Source organism: Bacillus sp. NPDC057893 (assembly GCF_042796455.1).
Taxonomy (GTDB): domain Bacteria; phylum Bacillota; class Bacilli; order Bacillales; family Bacillaceae_G; genus Bacillus_A.
The window spans coordinates 199,567-218,230 of the sequence record NZ_JBHVNG010000003.1; the positions used below are offsets into that span (position 1 = coordinate 199,567).

The following is an 18,664-nucleotide window of genomic DNA, read 5'->3' on the forward strand; positions in this document are numbered from 1 at the left end:
AAAGCTGTTTTATTTTTCTCTTCCCACACTTCTCATTTTTGTGTAAAATTTTAAATAGTGATGAAGTTTCGAGGTGAATAGAAATGAAACGAATAGATCTCATTTTTAACGCAATACAAAAAGGGAATTATACAGAAGGTGTAACAGCATCAGAACTCGCTACACTTCTACAGTTAGACCGTGCGAATGTTAGTAGCGATTTAAACAAGCTTGTGAAAGATAATCGTTTATTAAAAACGAGTACACGCCCTGTCCGTTTTTATATAGAAACGAACACTTCATTGGAAACGCATTCAACAAAGGGCACTTCATTAGATACATTTGCTATTGAAAATACAAGCCTAAAAATTGCAATTGAAAAAGCCAAAGCTTCTATTCTCTATCCTCCAAACGGTATGCATACTTTACTACTTGGAGAAACAGGTGTCGGAAAATCGATGTTCGCTTCTTTAATGCACGAATACGCAATTGAAGTGGAACAACTTCCAAAAGATGCACCTTTTATCGTCTTTAACTGTGCTGATTATGCAAACAATCCACAACTACTACTTGGACAGTTATTTGGGATAAAAAAAGGAGCTTACACAGGTGCCAGTGATCAAAAAGGGTTAATTGAAAAAGCACATGAAGGAATCCTTTTCTTAGATGAAGTACATCGCCTTCCTCCAGAAGGACAAGAGATGCTCTTCACATTTATTGATCGCGGAGTATACCGCCGCCTTGGAGAAACAGAAAATGAACGTAAGGCACGAGTGTTGATTATTACTGCAACAACCGAAGAACCAAATTCATTTTTATTAAAAACATTTACAAGACGTATTCCGATGACCGTTACGCTTCCACCACTTCGTGAGCGAACACATAAAGAACGGTTTGCCTTACTACAGCTATTTTTCACAAATGAAGCAATTCGTCTAAGGAAAGAGATTCATGTTAGTCCAAATGCAATGCGTGCTTTCGTCTTTTACAATTGTCCAAATAACATCGGCCAATTGAAAACGGACGTACAAATTGCCTGTGCGAAAGCTTATTCTGATCTCGTAACAAAAAAACGTGATTCTGTCTGTGTTTCAAGTACAGATTTACCTTGGTATATGAAAGAGGGATTATTTATTGAAAGAAAGAGCCGTCATCTATATCAAATACCAAATGAAACATTTGTATTTACAGGTGATGAAGGTTGGAGTAAACATACAATAAAACCCGAAGGAAGTCGCTCTTCTATTTACGATTATATTGATTATAAATATGAAGAACTTCAAGCACGCGGCATTGAAGAGGAAGAATTAGAATTACTAATAGAAAATGATGTTCAAAGCTTTTTCGTCCAATACTTTAACCAAATATCTAAAAAAACAAGTCATGAAAATGTTTTTAAAATTGTGGATCGTAATATCGTTTCCGTATGTGAAAAAATTGCGGAACTAGCTGAAAAATATTTATCTAAAACTTTCGATGAAAAAGTGTTTCTCGCTTTAAGTTTACATGTACAGACAACTCTACAACGTTTACAGGGCGGGAAACAAATTCACCACCCACAATTAAATCAAATTCGTACGAAATATAAAGAAGCTTTTTCCGTAGCTATGCAATGTATTCAGCTATTAGAAGAAGAATTGCAACTAACAATGCCTATTGATGAAGCTGGCTTTTTAACAATGTTCTTCGTTGTTGATCCAATTCCTGCCTCACAAACAGAAGTAAAGGTATTAATATTAGCACACGGTAATGGCATCGCAACAGAAATGGCAAACGTTGCAAACGAACTTCTCGGTATTGATGAAGTAACTGGTATCGATATGCCCTTGCATGAATCACCGAAAGACTTCTTAGAGCGTGTTAAAGTGTATATGAAAACACTTCAAAATGTAAACGGGCTTCTCTTACTTGTTGATATGGGATCTCTCGCTTATATTGGTGATATATTAGAAACTGAATTCAAAATCCCTGTCCGTGTTCTTTCAATGACGAGTACACCACACGCACTAGAAGCAGCTCGAAAAGCTCAGCTTGGCTACTCATTAGATGCACTATACGAAACAGTGAAGAACTTAACGCCGTTCTATTTAAATGTACAGGAAGAAAAGAAAAAGCCGCTATCGCCAATGAAATCCGTGATTTTAACAGCTTGTTTAACTGGCGAAGGAAGTGCTTTAGCAATTCAAAAAATGTTAGAGAATTATTTACGCTTTGATAAAGACTTAATTGAAATTATTCCGATTAGCATCGTTCATGAAAAAGATTTAACGAAAATGATCGAGAACATAAAAAAAGAGCGTAATATCATTTGTATCGTCACGAATTTCGATATGCAAATACCTTGCTTAACATATCATTTCCAAGACATTGTGAACTACACAGCTATTCAACCAATTCAAGAATTGATTACGTATGAAGAAACATATGCGAAAATGGCTGATATTCTCGAACAACAAATGCAGCGTAACGATGGGGCATTACTTATTAAAACAATTCGCTATGCATTAAATACAATTCAGGAATTGATTTCTTTACAGCTAACTCCCGACAGTTTAATGGGTGTGATTTTGCATATGAGCTGCATGGTTGACCGTCTTCAAAAAGGCGAAAGTCTCCTCCCTCATCCTGATAAAGAGAAACGAAGACAAGATGAGTACTGGATGTATATGAAAGTGAAAAAAGCACTGCAACCTATCGAAAATACATTTGAAATACAAATACCAGATGACGAAGTATTTTATGTAATGGACTTCTTCATCAAAAATCAACCTGTAAAAAGTTAAACTAGGCAATATTTTAGAGTAGTACCTAATACGTAGTAAGTGAAATTATATCGGCGATTCGACATAGGATATCCACTTACCGACAATAATTGATAAACATGGCACCCATTATAATTAGAAAAGGCTGTTCCAAAATGTTTTTTTGGACAGCCTTTTCGCTTACTTCTTTACTTCCCTTATTCTCCCTCTTATTTCTCCCTTTTTATTAGATTTCGTATTAACATTTACATATACATTTGCTTGCATTATCTCTTGAAACAAGCTGTCAAATGCTCTCCCCTGTAAAGGCCCTTCAAAATCCTCCACTTTAGCTACACCAGTAACGACTCCTTCATTCACACTAATTCCTTGCTCTAACGGACCAAACAAACTTAAAATAACTGGACCAATTTGATTCGCTTTTCCTAAATGAATTTGGCATGACGTGATTTTTTTTATGTTTTTTAATATGACCCGATATTGCAACTTTTTTAAATCTTCACTAAAAATGAGCTCTGTTACACCGTAAGCTTCTGTATTTACAGGAGGTACTTCCCTCTTCCCTGTTAACCTAGCAAAGAAATGTGTTGTCATACGGGCATTCTCCTCATATAAATTTCCCAGCACTACTTCTACTACTTTATGGTTTAGACATAATCATTTATGACTTTTTCAAATTTTAATTACAACTAAAAGATTCACAAAATCTTTACATAGAAATCATTTCATTCACTTTACTGCCTCTTGTATAATGCACTTAGAAAAACATTCTGGGGGGTATCTTGAAAAATCCTAACTATTCTATTCAATCATTAATGGAGATTTTTCTCGTCTCATTTAAATTAGGACTTACTTCATTTGGTGGTCCTGTCGCCCATCTCGGCTATTTCCACCATGAATACGTGCAAAAAAGAAAATGGATGGATGAACGAAGTTACGGAGACTTAGTAGCACTATGTCAATTCCTTCCTGGCCCTGCTAGCAGCCAAGTCGGGATGGGAGTTGGATTATTACGAGGTGGACTATTAGGAGCAATTATTTCATGGATTGGATTCACTCTCCCGTCTGTTCTCGTTTTAGTTTTCTTCGCTTCATTCCTTAACCAATTCGAGCTTGGAAGTACAGGCTGGATTCATGGACTGAAACTTGTAGCGGTCGCAATTGTCGCTCATGCAATATGGGGAATGGCTCAAAAATTAACACCGGACCGAAACCGTGCAACAATCGCAATTGCAACTGCCGCAATCGCCCTATTATGGCCAAGTAGCTGGACACAAGTAATTCTCATTATAGTATCTGGCTTTATCGGCTGGTTTTTATATCGCGACCAACCCGTTAGCCAAGCAAATAAAATAAACGTACCTATTTCAAAAATGGTAGCCATGTCTTGTCTCATTTTATTCTTCGGACTATTAATACTGCTACCAATGTTACGACCGTACTCTTATTTCATCTCTTTATTTGACAGCTTCTATCGCTCTGGTGCACTTGTATTCGGAGGAGGGCACGTCGTACTTCCTCTTCTTGAAAGTGAGTTTGTACAAAACGGAATGATGACAAAAGAACAATTTCTTGCTGGATACGGATTAACACAAGCAGTGCCAGGGCCACTATTTACATTCGCTTCTTATATAGGAGCAGTGCTAAATGGAACCGCCGGAGCAGTTGTTGCAACGATCGCTATCTTTCTTCCTGCCTTCCTGCTCGTTGTTGGCGTTTTACCATTTTGGGACAGTGTAAGGAGAGTATCTTACATACAAGGTGCACTACTTGGAGTAAACGCAGCCGTTGTCGGTATTTTACTTGCAGCTTTTTATGATCCAATTTGGACGAGTACAATTATGAATTCTGTAGATTTCGTTTTTGCTTCTCTTCTATTTTGCTTACTCGCCTTTTGGAAAACACCCCCTTGGGTTATCGTTATACTCGGAGCCTTTGGCGGATATGTTCTATCCATTCTGTAAGCACAAAAAACGACGGCCCCATTTAGCCGTCGTTTTCCTATCAAAACTTCACAAGCTCCATTCCCTCAGGCAGCTCACTCTCCGTTAAAATGCGCAACTCTTTCACGCGATCCATTACGTAAGAAGAACGTTTCACAAGCTCTGGGTCAATATAAGCTGGATGCACCATAATTTCTACCGTTTGCTCGTCCTGCACTCTTTCCTTTAACTTCACAAAATAATCTTCCGTTACACCCTCAGCGTAAAAATCACTGTAAAACACATCTGAAAATGGGCGCACCGCTCGCTCTTCCTCACAACGACGAATTGGAACATTATATTTACTTGCTAATCTCTCAAGAACGTCGTGTAAAAGCGGTAACCCATGCACGTGATGATGACTATCTAAATGAGTTAGTATTAAACCGTAAGATAAAAACTTCTCAATTTGAGCCGTCCACTCTCTTTCTACCTCTTCTGGATTTATATTTCCTTCCCATACAACTACTTGTTTATGAAACAAGCCATCGCTACTTACAAGTGATGGAACGTCTTTAAGAAGCGGTTCTCCTGCCGTTAATACGAGATGCACTCCTACCCCTAACGTTTTATACTCTTTCGCTAAGCTTACAGCATGCTCTGTCCCTGGCATATTCATCATCATCGTCGTTGAATTTACAAGCCCATTTATATGTCCATCAATAATGCCATAATTTGTACCTTCTGTAAGACCGAAATCATCTGCATTTACAATTAACTTAATCATCGTAATACCTCCTAATAGAATAAAAAAAGCGGGCTAAATAGCGCCGCTTTTTATTTCTCTATCTTCTTAAAGAATTGTGGAAGATGTTCTTTATGTGCTTCCAACATTTCATCTAAAATTTGTTTTGCAATTTTATCTGATGGTACAAGTGGGTTAATTGTCATAGCAAGCAGCGCCTTATGATAATCCCCTGTAATAGCAGCTTCAATTGTTGTGCGCTCAAATGATTTAATTTGCTGCACTAAACCGCGAACTGGTACCGGTAAGTCTCCAATCGCAATTGGTTTTGGACCTTCTTTCGTAATAATACAGTTCACTTCAACAGCCGAATCATTTGGCAAGCTTGCAATTGTTCCGTTGTTTCGTGTATTAACAGGCTGGATATCACCTTTATTATTGTAAATAGACGTAATTAAGCTACATGCTGCGTCACTATAATAAGCTCCGCCGCGCTTTTCTAATTGTGGTGGCTTAATATCTAAACTCGGGTCTTTATATAACTCGAATAAATCATCTTCTAATTGTTTTACTACTTCTGCACGTGTACCTTTTTCAATCGAAGCTTCTTTCTCTTCTTCTAACATTTCACGTGTTTTATAGTAGTAACGATGGTATGGACATGGAATTGCACGAAGACCGCGAATAAAGTCTGGCTCCCAGTTAAGTGCAGCAATGTTTTCCATCGTAATTTGCTTTTCTGGATCTGTTACAAGTTCTAGTACACGGTCCATTACGCTTACTCCATCTAAGTATACATCTAATCCGTATACCATATGATTTAAACCAGCGAAATCAACGTGGACACGGCTTGCATCTACTTCAAGTAATCTTGCAAGACCCATACGAATTCCGATTGGAACGTTACATAGACCAACTACTCTTTGAATATTTGTATAACGAAGGACAGCTTCTGTTACCATACCAGCTGGATTCGCAAAGTTAATTAACCATGCATTTGGACAAAGTTCCTCCATGTCCTTACAAATATCTAAAATAACAGGAATCGTTCTCAGTGCTTTGAATAAACCACCAGGACCATTCGTTTCCTGACCAATTACATCATATTTTAACGGGATCGCTTCATCTTTTGCACGTGCTTCTAATAAACCTACGCGAAGCTGTGTTGTTACGAAGTCAGCATCCTTTAATGCCTCACGGCGATCAAGTGTTAAATGAATATCAATTGGTAAACCTGATTTTTTCACCATACGTTTCGCTAAGTTACCAACGATTTCTAACTTCTCTTTTCCTGCCTCAATATCTACTAACCAAATTTCACGAACAGGAAGCTCATCATAACGTTTAATAAATCCTTCAATTAACTCTGGTGTATAACTAGATCCACCGCCGATTGTAGCAATTTTAATTCCAGTCATGCTTTATTCCCCTTTCGCTTCTAGCTTTTTATAAAGGTCAATAAATTCTGCTGCTAATTCTTTTACTGTAATAGAATTCATTAAATGATCTTGTGCATGAATTAAAAGAACACTAATCTCTGTTTTTTCCCCTCTTGCTTCTGATTGTATGAGCTCTGTTTGGAAATGATGCGCTTCATTAATCGCTTCTTTCGCCTTTACCATCGCTTCTTCTGCTTCCGCCATTTTCCCCTGTTTTGCAAATTGAAGCGCCTCCATTGCAAAGCTTCGTGCATTACCACTATTTAAAATCAATTGGAATGGAATTTGTTCTGCTGTAGTCATCATAATTACCGCCCTCTCTATAAGGTTCAACCGATTTCAATACCCCTTCAGTTTGAACATGTCTATTAAATTATTTTTTTATTATTGATAGTTTGGTGTTCTTGTAGATGTATTCCATCTTTTTGAACATGATATAAAGGTGATTGTTCTCACAGACAATATTGTCTGTGAGAACAATCTTTATGTTACATAGGTACAGAGTTGTTATTTCCTTGCACTGCTGCTTTTTCAGTACGAACAACTGAACGGTCACATAACACAACGAATGGATAATAGATTACCATTGCAATTACAAAGTTAAATAACTGTAGAATCGTACCAGAAATATGTCCACCTGTTACAAGATAACCACTAATAATTGGTGGTGTTGCCCATGGAATCATCACAACTGTTTTTGGTACCCAACCAATAGATATAGCTGTATAAGAAGTAATTACTAATACAATTGGTGTTAGGATAAACGGTAAGAATAAAATTGGATTTAAAATAATTGGTGTACCAAAGATTACTGGTTCGTTAATGTTGAATGCACCTGGACCAATTGATAGACGCGATACACCACGTAGTTGTGCACTTTTTGCTACAAGTAATACCACTACCAAGAATGCTAATGTTGCACCAGAACCACCAAGATATACAAAAGTATCAAAGAATGGTTTTGTAATAATGTTTGGAACATCAAATGCAGATGTACCACCTTGGAATAACTTCATGTTTTTCTCTAATGCCGGTAAGTATAATGGCTCAATGATACCACCAACGATATTTGGACCATGTAAACCGAAGAACCAAAGAAGATGAACAAGGAGTACAATGACAATTGCACTTGGTAATGTCCCTGCTAAACTTTGCAGTGGTGATTGAATCGTATTAAAGATAAATTCATGAACACTTGTACCAGCCAATTTCACTGCTAATTGAATACCTGCAACCACTGTTAAGATAACAAATGCTGGAACTATAGCTGCGAAAGATCTTAAAACTGCTGGTGGTACTCCATCAGGCATTTTAAAAGTAATGTTTCTTTGTACAAAGAAACGGAATACTTCAGTAACAAGGAGTGCCACAATAATTGCTACAAATAACCCTTGTGCACCTGTCCAAGCTAAGTTCAATCCGCCTTCTTTCGGTGTTGTTGGCGTAAGAATAATTAACGCACCAAATGAAATAATACCTGCTGACAAACCATCAACGCCGTAAGATTTTGCTAAATTATAACTTGTTGTAAATGCTATGATTAGTGCTAGAATTGCGAAAGAACCGGTCCACATTCCACCGCCAACTTGTTTCCACGTTTCACCAAACAAACCTTTCATGAACTCTTGGAAAGCTTCAGACGGAAAACCATTAATTAGTGATGCCAGTGCACCAACTAAAATAAGTGGCATAACTGCGATAAATCCGTCACGAATCGCAGCTAAGTGACGTTGCGATCCGATTTTACCAGCGACAGGAACAATATATTTCTCCATAAATGCAATAAATTTTTGCATTTCGCTTCCCCCCTAATTATTTTTTAAGTGTTAACGCGTGATCTAAAACTGCTTCTCCATTCATCATGCCGTAGTGCATTGGATTAATAACATCGACTCCAACGTTTTTCTCATCGGCAAGCGTTTTCATTGTAGAAAGCATGTAACGAACTTGTGGTCCTAATAATAGTACATCTGCTTGATCGATATTGTTTTTTACTGCATCCCCAGATACAGCCCAAATCTTACCTTCTAGACCGCGAGCTTTTGCAGCCGCTTCCATTTTTGTAACTAGTAAACTTGTAGACATCCCTGCTGAGCAACATAATAAAATATTCATTTGAAAATCCCCCTTGTGTAGTATAAAAAATTTATGTTTATTTATTTTTCTTTACGCTATTTATTAATGCAATTAGCGTGCCAATTTTTCAAAACGCCTAAAATCAGTGTTTTTTCGAGCTTTTTCTTTGTGTGTTAACGCTTTCAATTAGTGTGTCACCCAAAAACCACACAGTGTGTTATAAAACAACACGCTTTTAACACATAACTGTATGAAAATAGATTAGTGTTTGGTTGTCTAGTTGTGTTTAAAACAAAAAACATTGAAAAAACTTTTTTCAGTAAAAAATAATTTATTATTTTAACCCACTATTATTTAATAAAATAAAAAAACCTTGCATACGCAAGGTTCATTCAGTCACTGACATCTTCCTATATAATTCTACAAACTCACTCGCTAATTCCTTTACCGTAATTGCATTCATTAAATGATCTTGCGCGTGCACCATCAGAAGGGTAACCTCGGTCTTTTCACCACCGGCTTCTTTCTGGATGAGCTCCGTTTGTACACGGTGCGCCTCTTTTAACTCCTCTAATGCTTCTTGCAATTTAGCCTCTGCTTCTGTAAACTCCCCGCGCTTTGCGCAATCAATTGCTTCCATTGAACAACTTCTCGCATTTCCTCCATGCAAGATTAAATGAAAAGCTTTCGTTTCTATCGTATCCATTTTAGTTCTTTACTCCCCCTTTTCTTCTGCCAACTTTTGTTTATCCCATATTTTTAAGAACGGTAAGTAAATAAAGAATGCTAATGCAAAGTTAACAAGTTGCAAAATAACACCTGAAATTTTACCACCCGATCCTAAATATCCACTAAATAGAATTGGTGTAGTCCATGTTACAGCAGCACCACTTGGTCGAGCCACCCATCCCCATTCCATTGCGAAATAAGAAACAATTGTTAACACAACTGGAACCAATATAAATGGAATAAGTAAAAGCGGATTCATTACAATCGGCATACCGAAAGTCACCATTTCATTAATATTAAAAATACCAGGTGCAATCGACAACCGTCCTAAACTTTTTAATTGCTGGCTTCGTGCAAATAGTAGCATTCCTACAACTAAAGCTAGAGTCGCACCTGAACCGCCCATATAAATCCATAGATCAAAAAACTGTGTGGTAATCGTATTCGGTACGTCTTGCCCAGCCTGAAAAGCAATTCGGTTCTGATCCATTAATGATAACCATATTGGACTCATAACACCGCCTACAATTGTAGCTCCATGAATTCCGCACGCCCAAAGGACATGAACGAGAATAACGGCTATAACTGCTCCCCAAAGACTAGCACCAAGTACACTAAGTGGTTCTTGCAACAGCTTCCCTACAACATTATGAATACTTCCGAAAGTTGTTTGTTCAAAAATCAATCTAATGATCCAAACAACTGTCACAACAATAAATCCTGGAATAAGTGCTGCAAATGAACGCGTTACTGCTGGTGGAACTGTCTCAGGCATCTTTATAATCATCTTTTTCTGCACAAGAAATCGGTATATTTCAGTAGATATAATTGCAATAATCATCGCTACAAATAAACCTTGGCTTCCCATTAATGCCGCTGGAATTACTCCATCTACCAGTATACTTTCTTTCGTACCTGGAACAATATATGCAACTTGAAATGGAGTTGCGAGTAAAAAGGTTACAAGCGATAATGCACCAGATGCTAAAGCATCCACTTTATAATACTCACCCAACCTGTAAGCGATTCCAAAAACAGCTATTAAAGCCATTATATTAAAAGTTGCACTAACTGGATACCCTAATGCTATGTTCCAATTTTTCCCGAACAAACTCGCCATAAATTCATGATACCCTGGAATTGGTAATGTACCAATAATAAGAAAAATTGATCCGATAATTAAGAACGGCATCGTCAAGACAAGTCCATCACGGATTGCTAGCAAATGTCTCTGCTCTGCAACCTTCCCTGCCACTGGCATCACATATTTCTCTAAAAACTTTATCATCTATCCCACTCTCCTCATGGTTTCATTGACAAAGCTGCTTGTAAGATAGCTTCTCCATTACAAAGCCCGTAATGGACGGATTGAATTACATCAACAGGTATTCCTTTCTCCTTACATAATTCTTTCATTTTCGGTAATAAATAACGTACTTGTGGGCCAAGTAAAAGTACATCTGCATTATCAATATGATTTCGCACTTCTGAACCTGATACAGCCCAAATTTTCACCTCTATCCCCATTCCCTGTGCCGCTTTCTCCATTTTCGTAACAATCAAACTGGAAGACATTCCCGCTGCACAGCAAAGCAAAATATTCATCCTGTTTCCCTCCCCTTTTTCTAAACCTAAGTTATGGCCCATCCCTTACCACCACTAGGTTACAAATATATATGTCTAGATTTCTTGCTGTATGCCGAGCTTAAACACAAAAATTTCTCGGTTTTCACGCTATTCCATCTATCCGTATTTTCCTAGTAAAGAAGTCTCTAACTCGCTATAATGATTCAGTATGATTTTTTATAATCGATAGGAGGGTATATTTATGAAGGCATATCGCTTTCCGCTTATTTTATTATCTTCTATCCTAATTGGTGGTTTCATTGGTTATTTCATGGGTGCCGATGCAGTTGCTTTAAAGCCGCTTGGTGACATTTTCTTAAACTTAATGTTTACGATTGTTGTACCGTTAGTGTTCTTTAGCATCGCATCATCTATTGCTAATATGGATGGATTAAAACGTTTCGGTAAAATTATGTCTAGTATGGCTGGAACTTTCTTATTTACAAGTATTTTAGCTGCTATTTTTATGATTATTATCGTGAAAGTATTCCCGCCAGCACAAGGTGTTGTATTAGAACTAACGCAGCCTGATAAAGCTGAAAAAGCAGTTAGCGTTGCTGATCAAATTGTTGGTATCATAACAGTATCAGACTTTTCAAAGTTACTATCTCGTGAGAACATGTTAGCTCTTATTTTCTTCTCTATCTTAATGGGGGTTGCAACTTCAGCAGTTGGTGAAAAAGGAAAATCATTCGCTACATTCCTACAAGCTGGTGCAGAAATTTCAATGAAAGTTGTATCTTTCATTATGTACTACGCTCCAATCGGACTAGCTGCCTACTTCGCAGCATTAGTTGGTGAATTCGGACCACAACTTCTTGGAACTTACTTCCGAGCAGCAATGGTATACTATCCAGCTTCTCTTATTTACTTCTTTGTATTCTTTACATTCTATGCGTACCTTGCAGGTCGCAAACAAGGTGTACAAGTATTTTGGAAGAACATGGTCTCTCCTACAGTTACATCACTTGCAACTTGTAGTAGTGCCGCAAGTATTCCAGCGAACTTAGAAGCAACGAAGAAAATGGGTATTTCTTCTGACGTTCGTGAAACAGTTGTCCTTCTTGGATCTACACTTCATAAAGACGGATCTGTTTTAGGCGGGGTATTAAAAATTGCTTTCTTATTCGGTATTTTCAACATGGAATTCGAAGGACCGAAAACATTAGCAATTGCACTTGTTGTTTCTCTATTAGTAGGAACAGTAATGGGTGCTATTCCGGGCGGAGGTATGATTGGTGAAATGTTAATCGTTTCTCTATATGGATTCCCACCAGAAGCATTGCCAATTATCGCAGCAATTAGTACAATCATCGATCCTCCTGCAACAGTGTTAAACGTAACAGGAGATAACGCTTGTGCCGTAATGACAGCTCGTTTTGTAGAAGGTAAAAACTGGATCAAAAATAAATTTGCTTAATAAATAGAAAGAGGATGCTCGTTTAGAGCATCCTCTTTCTATTTATATCAATCACTACTGCCACAAATTTGTTAAAATCTTCACAAACATTCCACACCTCTTATCCTTACTCCGTACTATAATCATGTATGGAGAAGGGGATGGACACGATGACACAAAGCGCACCAGAATTTAAAGTTTTGCAAAGCATTGCATTTCTTGCTGTCGTTTTGCAAAGTTCCTTATTATATACAATGAATCAAGGAAATGTCTTACTTGAGCAATCCCTCATTATGGGCATGCTATTTAATCTTGCAAAATTTTCAGCACCTGCATTCATATTTATCGTTGGATTTCACTTAATTCGTCACTATACAAAGCAATTGGTATATAAAGAATATATTTCTGAAAAAGCGACACACTTACTCATTCCTTATTTCTTTTGGTCTATTCTTTACTTATTAACAACAAACGATCTTATTACATTACAAAGCGGAATAAAAAGCTTATTACTCGGAACAGCTGCTCCTCACCTTTGGTATGTTATTATGATGTTCCAAATTCACTTATTGTTCCCTTTACTATGCACACTTTTTTATTGGTTTCAAAAACGTACAGAAAATAAAAAAGACATATATAAATATATGACCTTTTTCACCTGCCTATATTTCCTATTAATGTGGTTCTCTTCTCACTATATTTTTAATGGAGAAAAATTAACAAGTTCAACAATTTTACATTATACAGATCGATCATTTCTATTCTACTCATTCTATTTCGTTATGGGCGGTATTGCCGCTGTAGCACTAAAAACTTGGCGTCTATTCGTCATGAAACATATCCCACTTATAACAATATTATTTTTTATCTTATTTTTATTCATCAATTATGAGTTATTTAGTTTTTACGGAGCAAGCTCTATTCATTTAACTGTTTCTACCTATTTAAAACCATCTATGTTTTTATATATCGTATGCGAAATTATCATACTATATGTGTTATCTATTACAATTGTCCAGCGTCGGGGTTTCTTATATAAAACATTACGTTTCATTGGAAATTACACGTATGGTGCTTATTTAGCTCATTTATTCTTCTTGCAACTATGCACAAAACTTCTTTCCTTATTCACGCTGCAAGAAAATACTATACTATATAGCCTATTACTATTTGTATTAACAGCTATTCTATCTATTTCAACAATGGTCATTTGTAGCACACTACCATTTCATACTTGGATTACAGGTCCTTCTCCTACAACAAATATGAAATGGGCCAAGATTGCCATTCGAAAGAATCATGAAAAAGTATTTAAACCATATCTTTGATATAATAGTATTTCATACAAGAAAAGAAAGTGAGCGTAACCTATGATTAATCAAGTTGGACAAATTATGCTATATGTAAATAACCAAGATGAATCAGTACAGTTTTGGACAGAAACAGTAGGATTCCAAATCATTGCGGAAGAAAATAACGGCCAAGGATTTCGCTGGATTGAAATTGCGCCGGCAAAAGATGCTGGAACAAGCATTGTCCTTCACGATAAAGCGTTAATCGCGAAGATGCAACCTGAACTAAATCTTAATACACCTTCACTTATGTTCTTCTCAAATGACTTAGACCGTCTATATAAAGACCTTTCTGAGAAAAATGTTACAGTTGGACAAGTTGTAGATTTACCTACTGGTAGAGCATTTAATTTTGCTGATAATGAAAACAATTACTTTGCGGTAATGGAAAAGAAATAAGCAAAAAGTGCCACCCCTAGGGTGGCACTCTATTTTTTACTCTTCTCCAATTCCTTTTCAGCCAAAAGCGGTAATACGTTATCGAAAATATGTGTATTATTATTCTCACCTGTTACATATCCACCATAATATCTACTAAATACATTATCATTGCGGAATGTAGTCATCCGCTCATACAATTCTTTCGCAAACTTTGTATCACCTGTTTGTAGTACGTACAAAATTGTTAATCCGTAAGATGCTGGTGATTCATAGTTCACAGCTTGTTTTCCCGTTTCTAAGTTATAACGACCGTATAACTTTCCGTCTTCGCGAAATTTCTTCTTTATAAATTCCAAATAAGCATCTGATGAAAGACCACCTAAACTACGATGATAAGCAACGTATGATTGATCAATAAGATTCACTTCTTTATCATACGTGAATGTCCCATCATCTTTATACTCTTTCGGGAATGCCCAGCCCTGCCTTGGATAATTAGCTAAAAACTGAACCACTTCCTGATATTGCTCAGCAGACACTTTCCCGTATTTTTTCATATAAGAGAATGCATGAGGATTTATGTAAGATGTTGTTGTAAACTTATTTTGTTTACCTGCATCTGCATCATAATAATCCACGTAATAATTATCTTTTTTATTATAACGAAGTACAGCATTGCTCAATTGATCAGCAAGGTTTTTATAGCGCTCTTCCTTATATATTTCATAAGCACGATATAATTGTTCAATAATACGAAGATCATCTATAAGTGCATTTGTGGCTGACTGCATTTCTCCCTTTTCAGAGATTTTCCATATAACGATGTGATCCTTATGTACAAAATTATTTTGAATAACCTTCACTTGTTCATCAAATAAAGCTTGATCATCTTTATCAAGCGTATATTGTAGCCATAACCCTGCAGATTCTGATAAAGCTTCACGGCCCTTCGCTTCACCCGTTCCTGCCTTTGTATCTGCTAAACGGTACGTTGCAAGTGTTCCATTTTCATTCACCATATGTCGTAAAATAAAATGCTCGGTACGATTTCCTTGTAAAGCTGACCAAAATACAACTCCACCTAAAGCAAGTAAGACAATAACTCCAATCCCTATATATAAACGTTTTCGCAACCTTTTCACCTCCCTATTAAGGCTAACCCTAATTTTAACAGAACATACGAAAATTTAAAAAAGACAATCCGTTAGATTGTCTCTCTCACCTTATCCTTCGCAAACCTCTTTAGAAGGTCTATATAGCGATTCCACAAGTCGATCATATTCACGACGCGTAATTTCTTTATTATATAACTTTAATAATAAATCTCTATGCTCTCTTGAAAATGCCATCTTTTTAATGACTTCAGGATACATAAAACACCCTCTCCATTTCACATAAACTTCTTCATCCCGGAAACAGAACTTACGTTCGCATAAAAGATTATAAAAGATTCAGCCATAAAAAACAAACAAAATATTATCAAATTTTAATTTCTTTCTTTTCGGAATATTCAAACATTATATTACCATACTCATTTTTTAAATACATATATATTTTTGGCAGTTTTTTGAATAAATCTTCCAATTCAATCAGAAAATAATGGCAAAAAAGAAGAGGAGTATACATATGGATACCGTAACATTAGCAAGGGCATTTTTTGGTTCTTCATTAGCATTCCACATTATCTTTGCAACGCTTGGAGTCGGGCTTTCTTTAATGATTTTTATAAGTGAAATACTCTATCACTGGAAGAAAGATTCCGACTATGCCATTATGGCAAAAAGATGGACAAAGGCTTTTGCTATCCTTCTCGGCGTAGCAATTCCAACTGGAACAATTGTTGGTGTACAAATTTCACTTCTTTGGCCTGGTTTCGCCAAAATTGTTGGTCAAGTTATTTCCGTTCCATTTCAAATTGAGATTTTCGCCTTCTTTTTAGAGGCTTTATTCATGTCTATTTATGTATATGCAGCTGATAAATTACCTCCAGTTATGAGATTAATCTCGCTATTTTTCGTTATGATTGGTGCCACTGCATCCGCCGTGCTTATTACATCAGCAAATACATGGATGAATACACCTGCGGGCTTTTCAATGGGTCCAGATGGCTCAGTTTTTAACGTTGATCCGTGGAAAGCTTTCTTTAATCCGAGCTTTGGCACAAGTGCATTCCACGTCGTTATTACAGCCTATACAACTGGAGCAGCTGTTATCGCTTCTATCGCTGGATTTAAATTATTAAAGAAAAATTTAAGTGCGCGTGAAATTGCTTACCATAAAAAAGGATTACTGTTAGGGCTTGTCGTTACATTTATCACTGGTGCTACGATGTGGCTTTCAGGACACGAATCTGCTATTGCCTTACATAAACATTCACCTGAAAAACTAGCATCTGCTGAAGCTTTGTTTGAAACGACATCCCACGCTCCGTTATCGCTTGGCGGGGTTGTGGATCCTAACACACTTGAACTAAACTATGCCCTTGAAATTCCGAACATGCTTAGCTTATTAGTGGGACTAGACCCTAGCACCGTTGTAAAAGGTCTAAAGGAATTCCCGCAAGAAACGTGGCCACCATTTTACACGCATACACTGTTCAACTTAATGGTCGGCACTGCTGCCTTTACCTTTGCAGTTGCAGCTATTGCCCTCTTATATTGGCACTTTGTTTACCGAAAAAAAGGAGTAGAGTTACCGAAGTGGCTTCTTTGGGGAGCTGCCGCATGTGGACCCGTTATGTTGCTCGGTATTGAATTCGGATGGATTTTTAGTTGTAGTGGTCGTCAGCCATGGACAATTTATGGCATGCAACGCACGGTCGATGCTTCTACACGCGCTGATTTCGTCGGTCCTTTATTTGTTTTATTCATCATTTTATATATTGGACTCGGTATTTTAACAGTCTTTGTACTACGGACATTCTTTAAGAAACATCCGTTAAAGAATGATTTACATCACGAAGGAGGCGATTCACGTGCATGAGGAAAGCATTGCAATCATCATCTTATGGGCTCTTATTTTCGTATATAGCATACTAGGGTCTATTGATTTTGGGGCTGGTTTTTGGGGCATGGTATACGCTAAACACCCGACGCTTGCTGCCAAGCTTGCTAATCGGTACTTATCACCAACTTGGGAAGTAACAAATACGTTTCTTGTCTTTGTCGTTGTCGCTTTTCTCGGTTTCTTTCCAAAAGCAGCCTTTACCCTGGCAACGGTTATGTTTGTACCAGTTATGTTAATTTTAGTACTCGTTGCGATTCGCAGTACATTTATGGTATTCGCTTACTCCCTACCAAAGTACCAACACCTTCTTCGGATTATTTCAGGTATTACAGGGCTCTTAATCCCAGCTCTATTAATTACCGTTCTACCCGTTACAGAAGGTGCCTATATTACGATGTCTGAAGGAAAAGAAGTGCTCCTTTACGGAAAACTTCTTTCTAGTCCCGTTATTTATTGTTATATGCTCTTCGGACTAACTTCGGAACTATTTCTATCATCTCTCTTTCTTGCTGATTTTGCTAGGGAACAAGGTTCTGAAGATACGTACCGAATTTATAGGAGAAATGCCATCATACTTGGTCCTGCAACGCTCGTGACTGCTATTATCGCTCTCGTTGTAATGGACCCTGAAACACACTGGCTTATGCAAGGACTAATAAAGCAATTCCCATGGTTTACAGTCTCTATCATTTTATTTGTTATCGGATATTCCTCCCTTTGGTGGACAAATAAGAAGTACAGCACACTAGGCTTTCCTCGCATTGCAGTTTTAGCTGTCGTCGCTCAATATGCATTTGCAAGCTACGCTTACGGCGTTGCCCATTTACCGTATATCATTTACCCGGACGTAACTGTATTTACAAGCTTTACGACGGTCGAAACATTCTATGCACTTCTTATTCTTTACGCAATCGGGATTGCAATTTTACTACCAGGATTCATTTTCTTCTGGAATTTATTCTTGAAGGATCGAACTTTTTTGAAGGGAAAATAATAAAGTGAAACTTTAATCAGTGGGGGGGTTGTTCATCCCCCACTGATTATTAGCCTTCACCAATCGGGCGTTTACGGGCAGTTGATCTCCCACCTAACTTCTTTGCTCCAGCCGAATTTTGAGGTGGGAGTTTTACTGCCCACAAATAGCGGGATAGACAACAGAAGCCCCCTTTGCTACCGTCTTAGCAAAGGGGGCTTCTTCTATATTTAAGTTAGGTACAGTGTGATCAATCAAGTAAAGAGGTGTAACGT

18 protein-coding genes are annotated in these 18,664 nt (G+C 37.3%); 7 read left to right on the forward strand and 11 right to left on the reverse strand.

The genetic code is table 11. From position 1 onward, the window contains the following. The first annotated feature begins 83 nt into the window (after positions 1 to 83). Entirely contained in the window at positions 84 to 2,762 is a 2,679-nt protein-coding gene (locus tag ACFVQC_RS16915; protein ID WP_377898742.1) for a sigma-54-dependent transcriptional regulator, read from the forward strand. A gap of 159 nt (positions 2,763 to 2,921) precedes the next feature. Here ACFVQC_RS16915 and exsM read toward each other — a convergent pair whose 3' ends face one another. After that, entirely contained in the window at positions 2,922 to 3,335 is a 414-nt protein-coding gene (exsM, locus tag ACFVQC_RS16920) for an exosporium regulatory protein ExsM (RefSeq protein WP_377898743.1), read from the reverse strand. Positions 3,336 to 3,523: 188 nt separating this feature from the next. Between exsM and ACFVQC_RS16925 the strand changes: the two genes are divergently transcribed. Next, positions 3,524 to 4,705, forward strand: a complete 1,182-nt coding sequence (locus ACFVQC_RS16925) for a chromate transporter (RefSeq protein ID WP_377898744.1) — start codon at positions 3,524 to 3,526, stop codon at positions 4,703 to 4,705. Between the two features lie 40 nt (positions 4,706 to 4,745). On the opposite strand, the gene chbG is transcribed toward ACFVQC_RS16925, so the two are convergent. The 8 genes from chbG to ACFVQC_RS16965 all read right to left on the reverse strand — a co-directional run bounded on the left by chbG (position 4,746) and on the right by ACFVQC_RS16965 (position 11,257). Continuing rightward, a complete protein-coding gene (gene chbG / locus ACFVQC_RS16930) occupies positions 4,746 to 5,450 on the reverse strand; it encodes a chitin disaccharide deacetylase (RefSeq protein WP_377898745.1) in 705 nt (234 codons plus the stop codon). A 50-nt stretch (positions 5,451 to 5,500) separates the two neighbouring features. Then, positions 5,501 to 6,826 carry a 6-phospho-beta-glucosidase gene (gene celF, locus ACFVQC_RS16935; protein WP_377898746.1) on the reverse strand — a complete coding sequence of 442 codons (1,326 nt, stop codon included), beginning with the start codon at positions 6,824 to 6,826 and terminating at the stop codon, positions 5,501 to 5,503. Between the two features lie 3 nt (positions 6,827 to 6,829). Next, positions 6,830 to 7,153: a PTS lactose/cellobiose transporter subunit IIA gene (locus ACFVQC_RS16940; RefSeq protein ID WP_377898747.1), complete on the reverse strand. Its 324-nt coding sequence runs from the start codon at positions 7,151 to 7,153 to the stop codon at positions 6,830 to 6,832. A 182-nt stretch (positions 7,154 to 7,335) separates the two neighbouring features. Next, positions 7,336 to 8,643, reverse strand: coding sequence for a PTS cellobiose transporter subunit IIC (gene celB, locus ACFVQC_RS16945; protein WP_377898748.1), 1,308 nt, complete (start codon positions 8,641 to 8,643; stop codon positions 7,336 to 7,338). Positions 8,644 to 8,659: 16 nt separating this feature from the next. Beyond that, positions 8,660 to 8,962 (reverse strand): PTS sugar transporter subunit IIB, encoded by a 303-nt coding sequence (locus ACFVQC_RS16950; protein ID WP_001023565.1) that lies wholly within the window; start codon positions 8,960 to 8,962, stop codon positions 8,660 to 8,662. A 349-nt stretch (positions 8,963 to 9,311) separates the two neighbouring features. Beyond that, entirely contained in the window at positions 9,312 to 9,629 is a 318-nt protein-coding gene (locus tag ACFVQC_RS16955; protein ID WP_000379647.1) for a PTS sugar transporter subunit IIA, read from the reverse strand. A gap of 9 nt (positions 9,630 to 9,638) precedes the next feature. After that, on the reverse strand, positions 9,639 to 10,940 hold the full coding sequence (celB, locus tag ACFVQC_RS16960) for a PTS cellobiose transporter subunit IIC (protein ID WP_377898749.1): 1,302 nt from the start codon (positions 10,938 to 10,940) through the stop codon (positions 9,639 to 9,641). A 14-nt stretch (positions 10,941 to 10,954) separates the two neighbouring features. Beyond that, the gene (locus ACFVQC_RS16965) at positions 10,955 to 11,257 is read right to left on the reverse strand and encodes a PTS sugar transporter subunit IIB (RefSeq protein WP_033707682.1); all 303 of its coding nucleotides are present in this window, start codon (positions 11,255 to 11,257) and stop codon (positions 10,955 to 10,957) included. 223 nt (positions 11,258 to 11,480) lie between these two features. On the opposite strand from ACFVQC_RS16965, the gene ACFVQC_RS16970 reads away from it, so the two are divergent. The 3 genes from ACFVQC_RS16970 to ACFVQC_RS16980 all read left to right on the forward strand — a co-directional run bounded on the left by ACFVQC_RS16970 (position 11,481) and on the right by ACFVQC_RS16980 (position 14,428). Continuing rightward, on the forward strand, positions 11,481 to 12,698 hold the full coding sequence (locus ACFVQC_RS16970) for a dicarboxylate/amino acid:cation symporter (RefSeq protein ID WP_377898750.1): 1,218 nt from the start codon (positions 11,481 to 11,483) through the stop codon (positions 12,696 to 12,698). A gap of 149 nt (positions 12,699 to 12,847) precedes the next feature. Next, positions 12,848 to 14,005: an acyltransferase gene (locus ACFVQC_RS16975; RefSeq protein ID WP_377898751.1), complete on the forward strand. Its 1,158-nt coding sequence runs from the start codon at positions 12,848 to 12,850 to the stop codon at positions 14,003 to 14,005. Between the two features lie 42 nt (positions 14,006 to 14,047). Then, the gene (locus ACFVQC_RS16980; RefSeq protein ID WP_002144833.1) at positions 14,048 to 14,428 is read left to right on the forward strand and encodes a VOC family protein; all 381 of its coding nucleotides are present in this window, start codon (positions 14,048 to 14,050) and stop codon (positions 14,426 to 14,428) included. A 29-nt stretch (positions 14,429 to 14,457) separates the two neighbouring features. Here the strand turns inward: ACFVQC_RS16980 and ACFVQC_RS16985 are convergent, their stop codons facing one another. Both ACFVQC_RS16985 and ACFVQC_RS16990 read right to left on the reverse strand, forming a co-directional pair. Further along, positions 14,458 to 15,543, reverse strand: coding sequence for a transcriptional regulator (locus tag ACFVQC_RS16985; RefSeq protein ID WP_377898752.1), 1,086 nt, complete (start codon positions 15,541 to 15,543; stop codon positions 14,458 to 14,460). Positions 15,544 to 15,633: 90 nt separating this feature from the next. Further along, the gene (locus ACFVQC_RS16990) at positions 15,634 to 15,783 is read right to left on the reverse strand and encodes a hypothetical protein (protein ID WP_002144831.1); all 150 of its coding nucleotides are present in this window, start codon (positions 15,781 to 15,783) and stop codon (positions 15,634 to 15,636) included. A gap of 253 nt (positions 15,784 to 16,036) precedes the next feature. Here ACFVQC_RS16990 and cydA point away from each other — a divergent pair, with 253 nt between their 5' ends. Next, on the forward strand, positions 16,037 to 17,392 hold the full coding sequence (gene cydA / locus ACFVQC_RS16995) for a cytochrome ubiquinol oxidase subunit I (protein ID WP_002144830.1): 1,356 nt from the start codon (positions 16,037 to 16,039) through the stop codon (positions 17,390 to 17,392). Then, positions 17,385 to 18,410, forward strand: coding sequence for a cytochrome d ubiquinol oxidase subunit II (locus ACFVQC_RS17000; protein ID WP_377889945.1), 1,026 nt, complete (start codon positions 17,385 to 17,387; stop codon positions 18,408 to 18,410). Before cydA ends, ACFVQC_RS17000 begins: the two co-directional genes overlap by 8 nt. Positions 18,411 to 18,664: the final 254 nt, after the last annotated feature.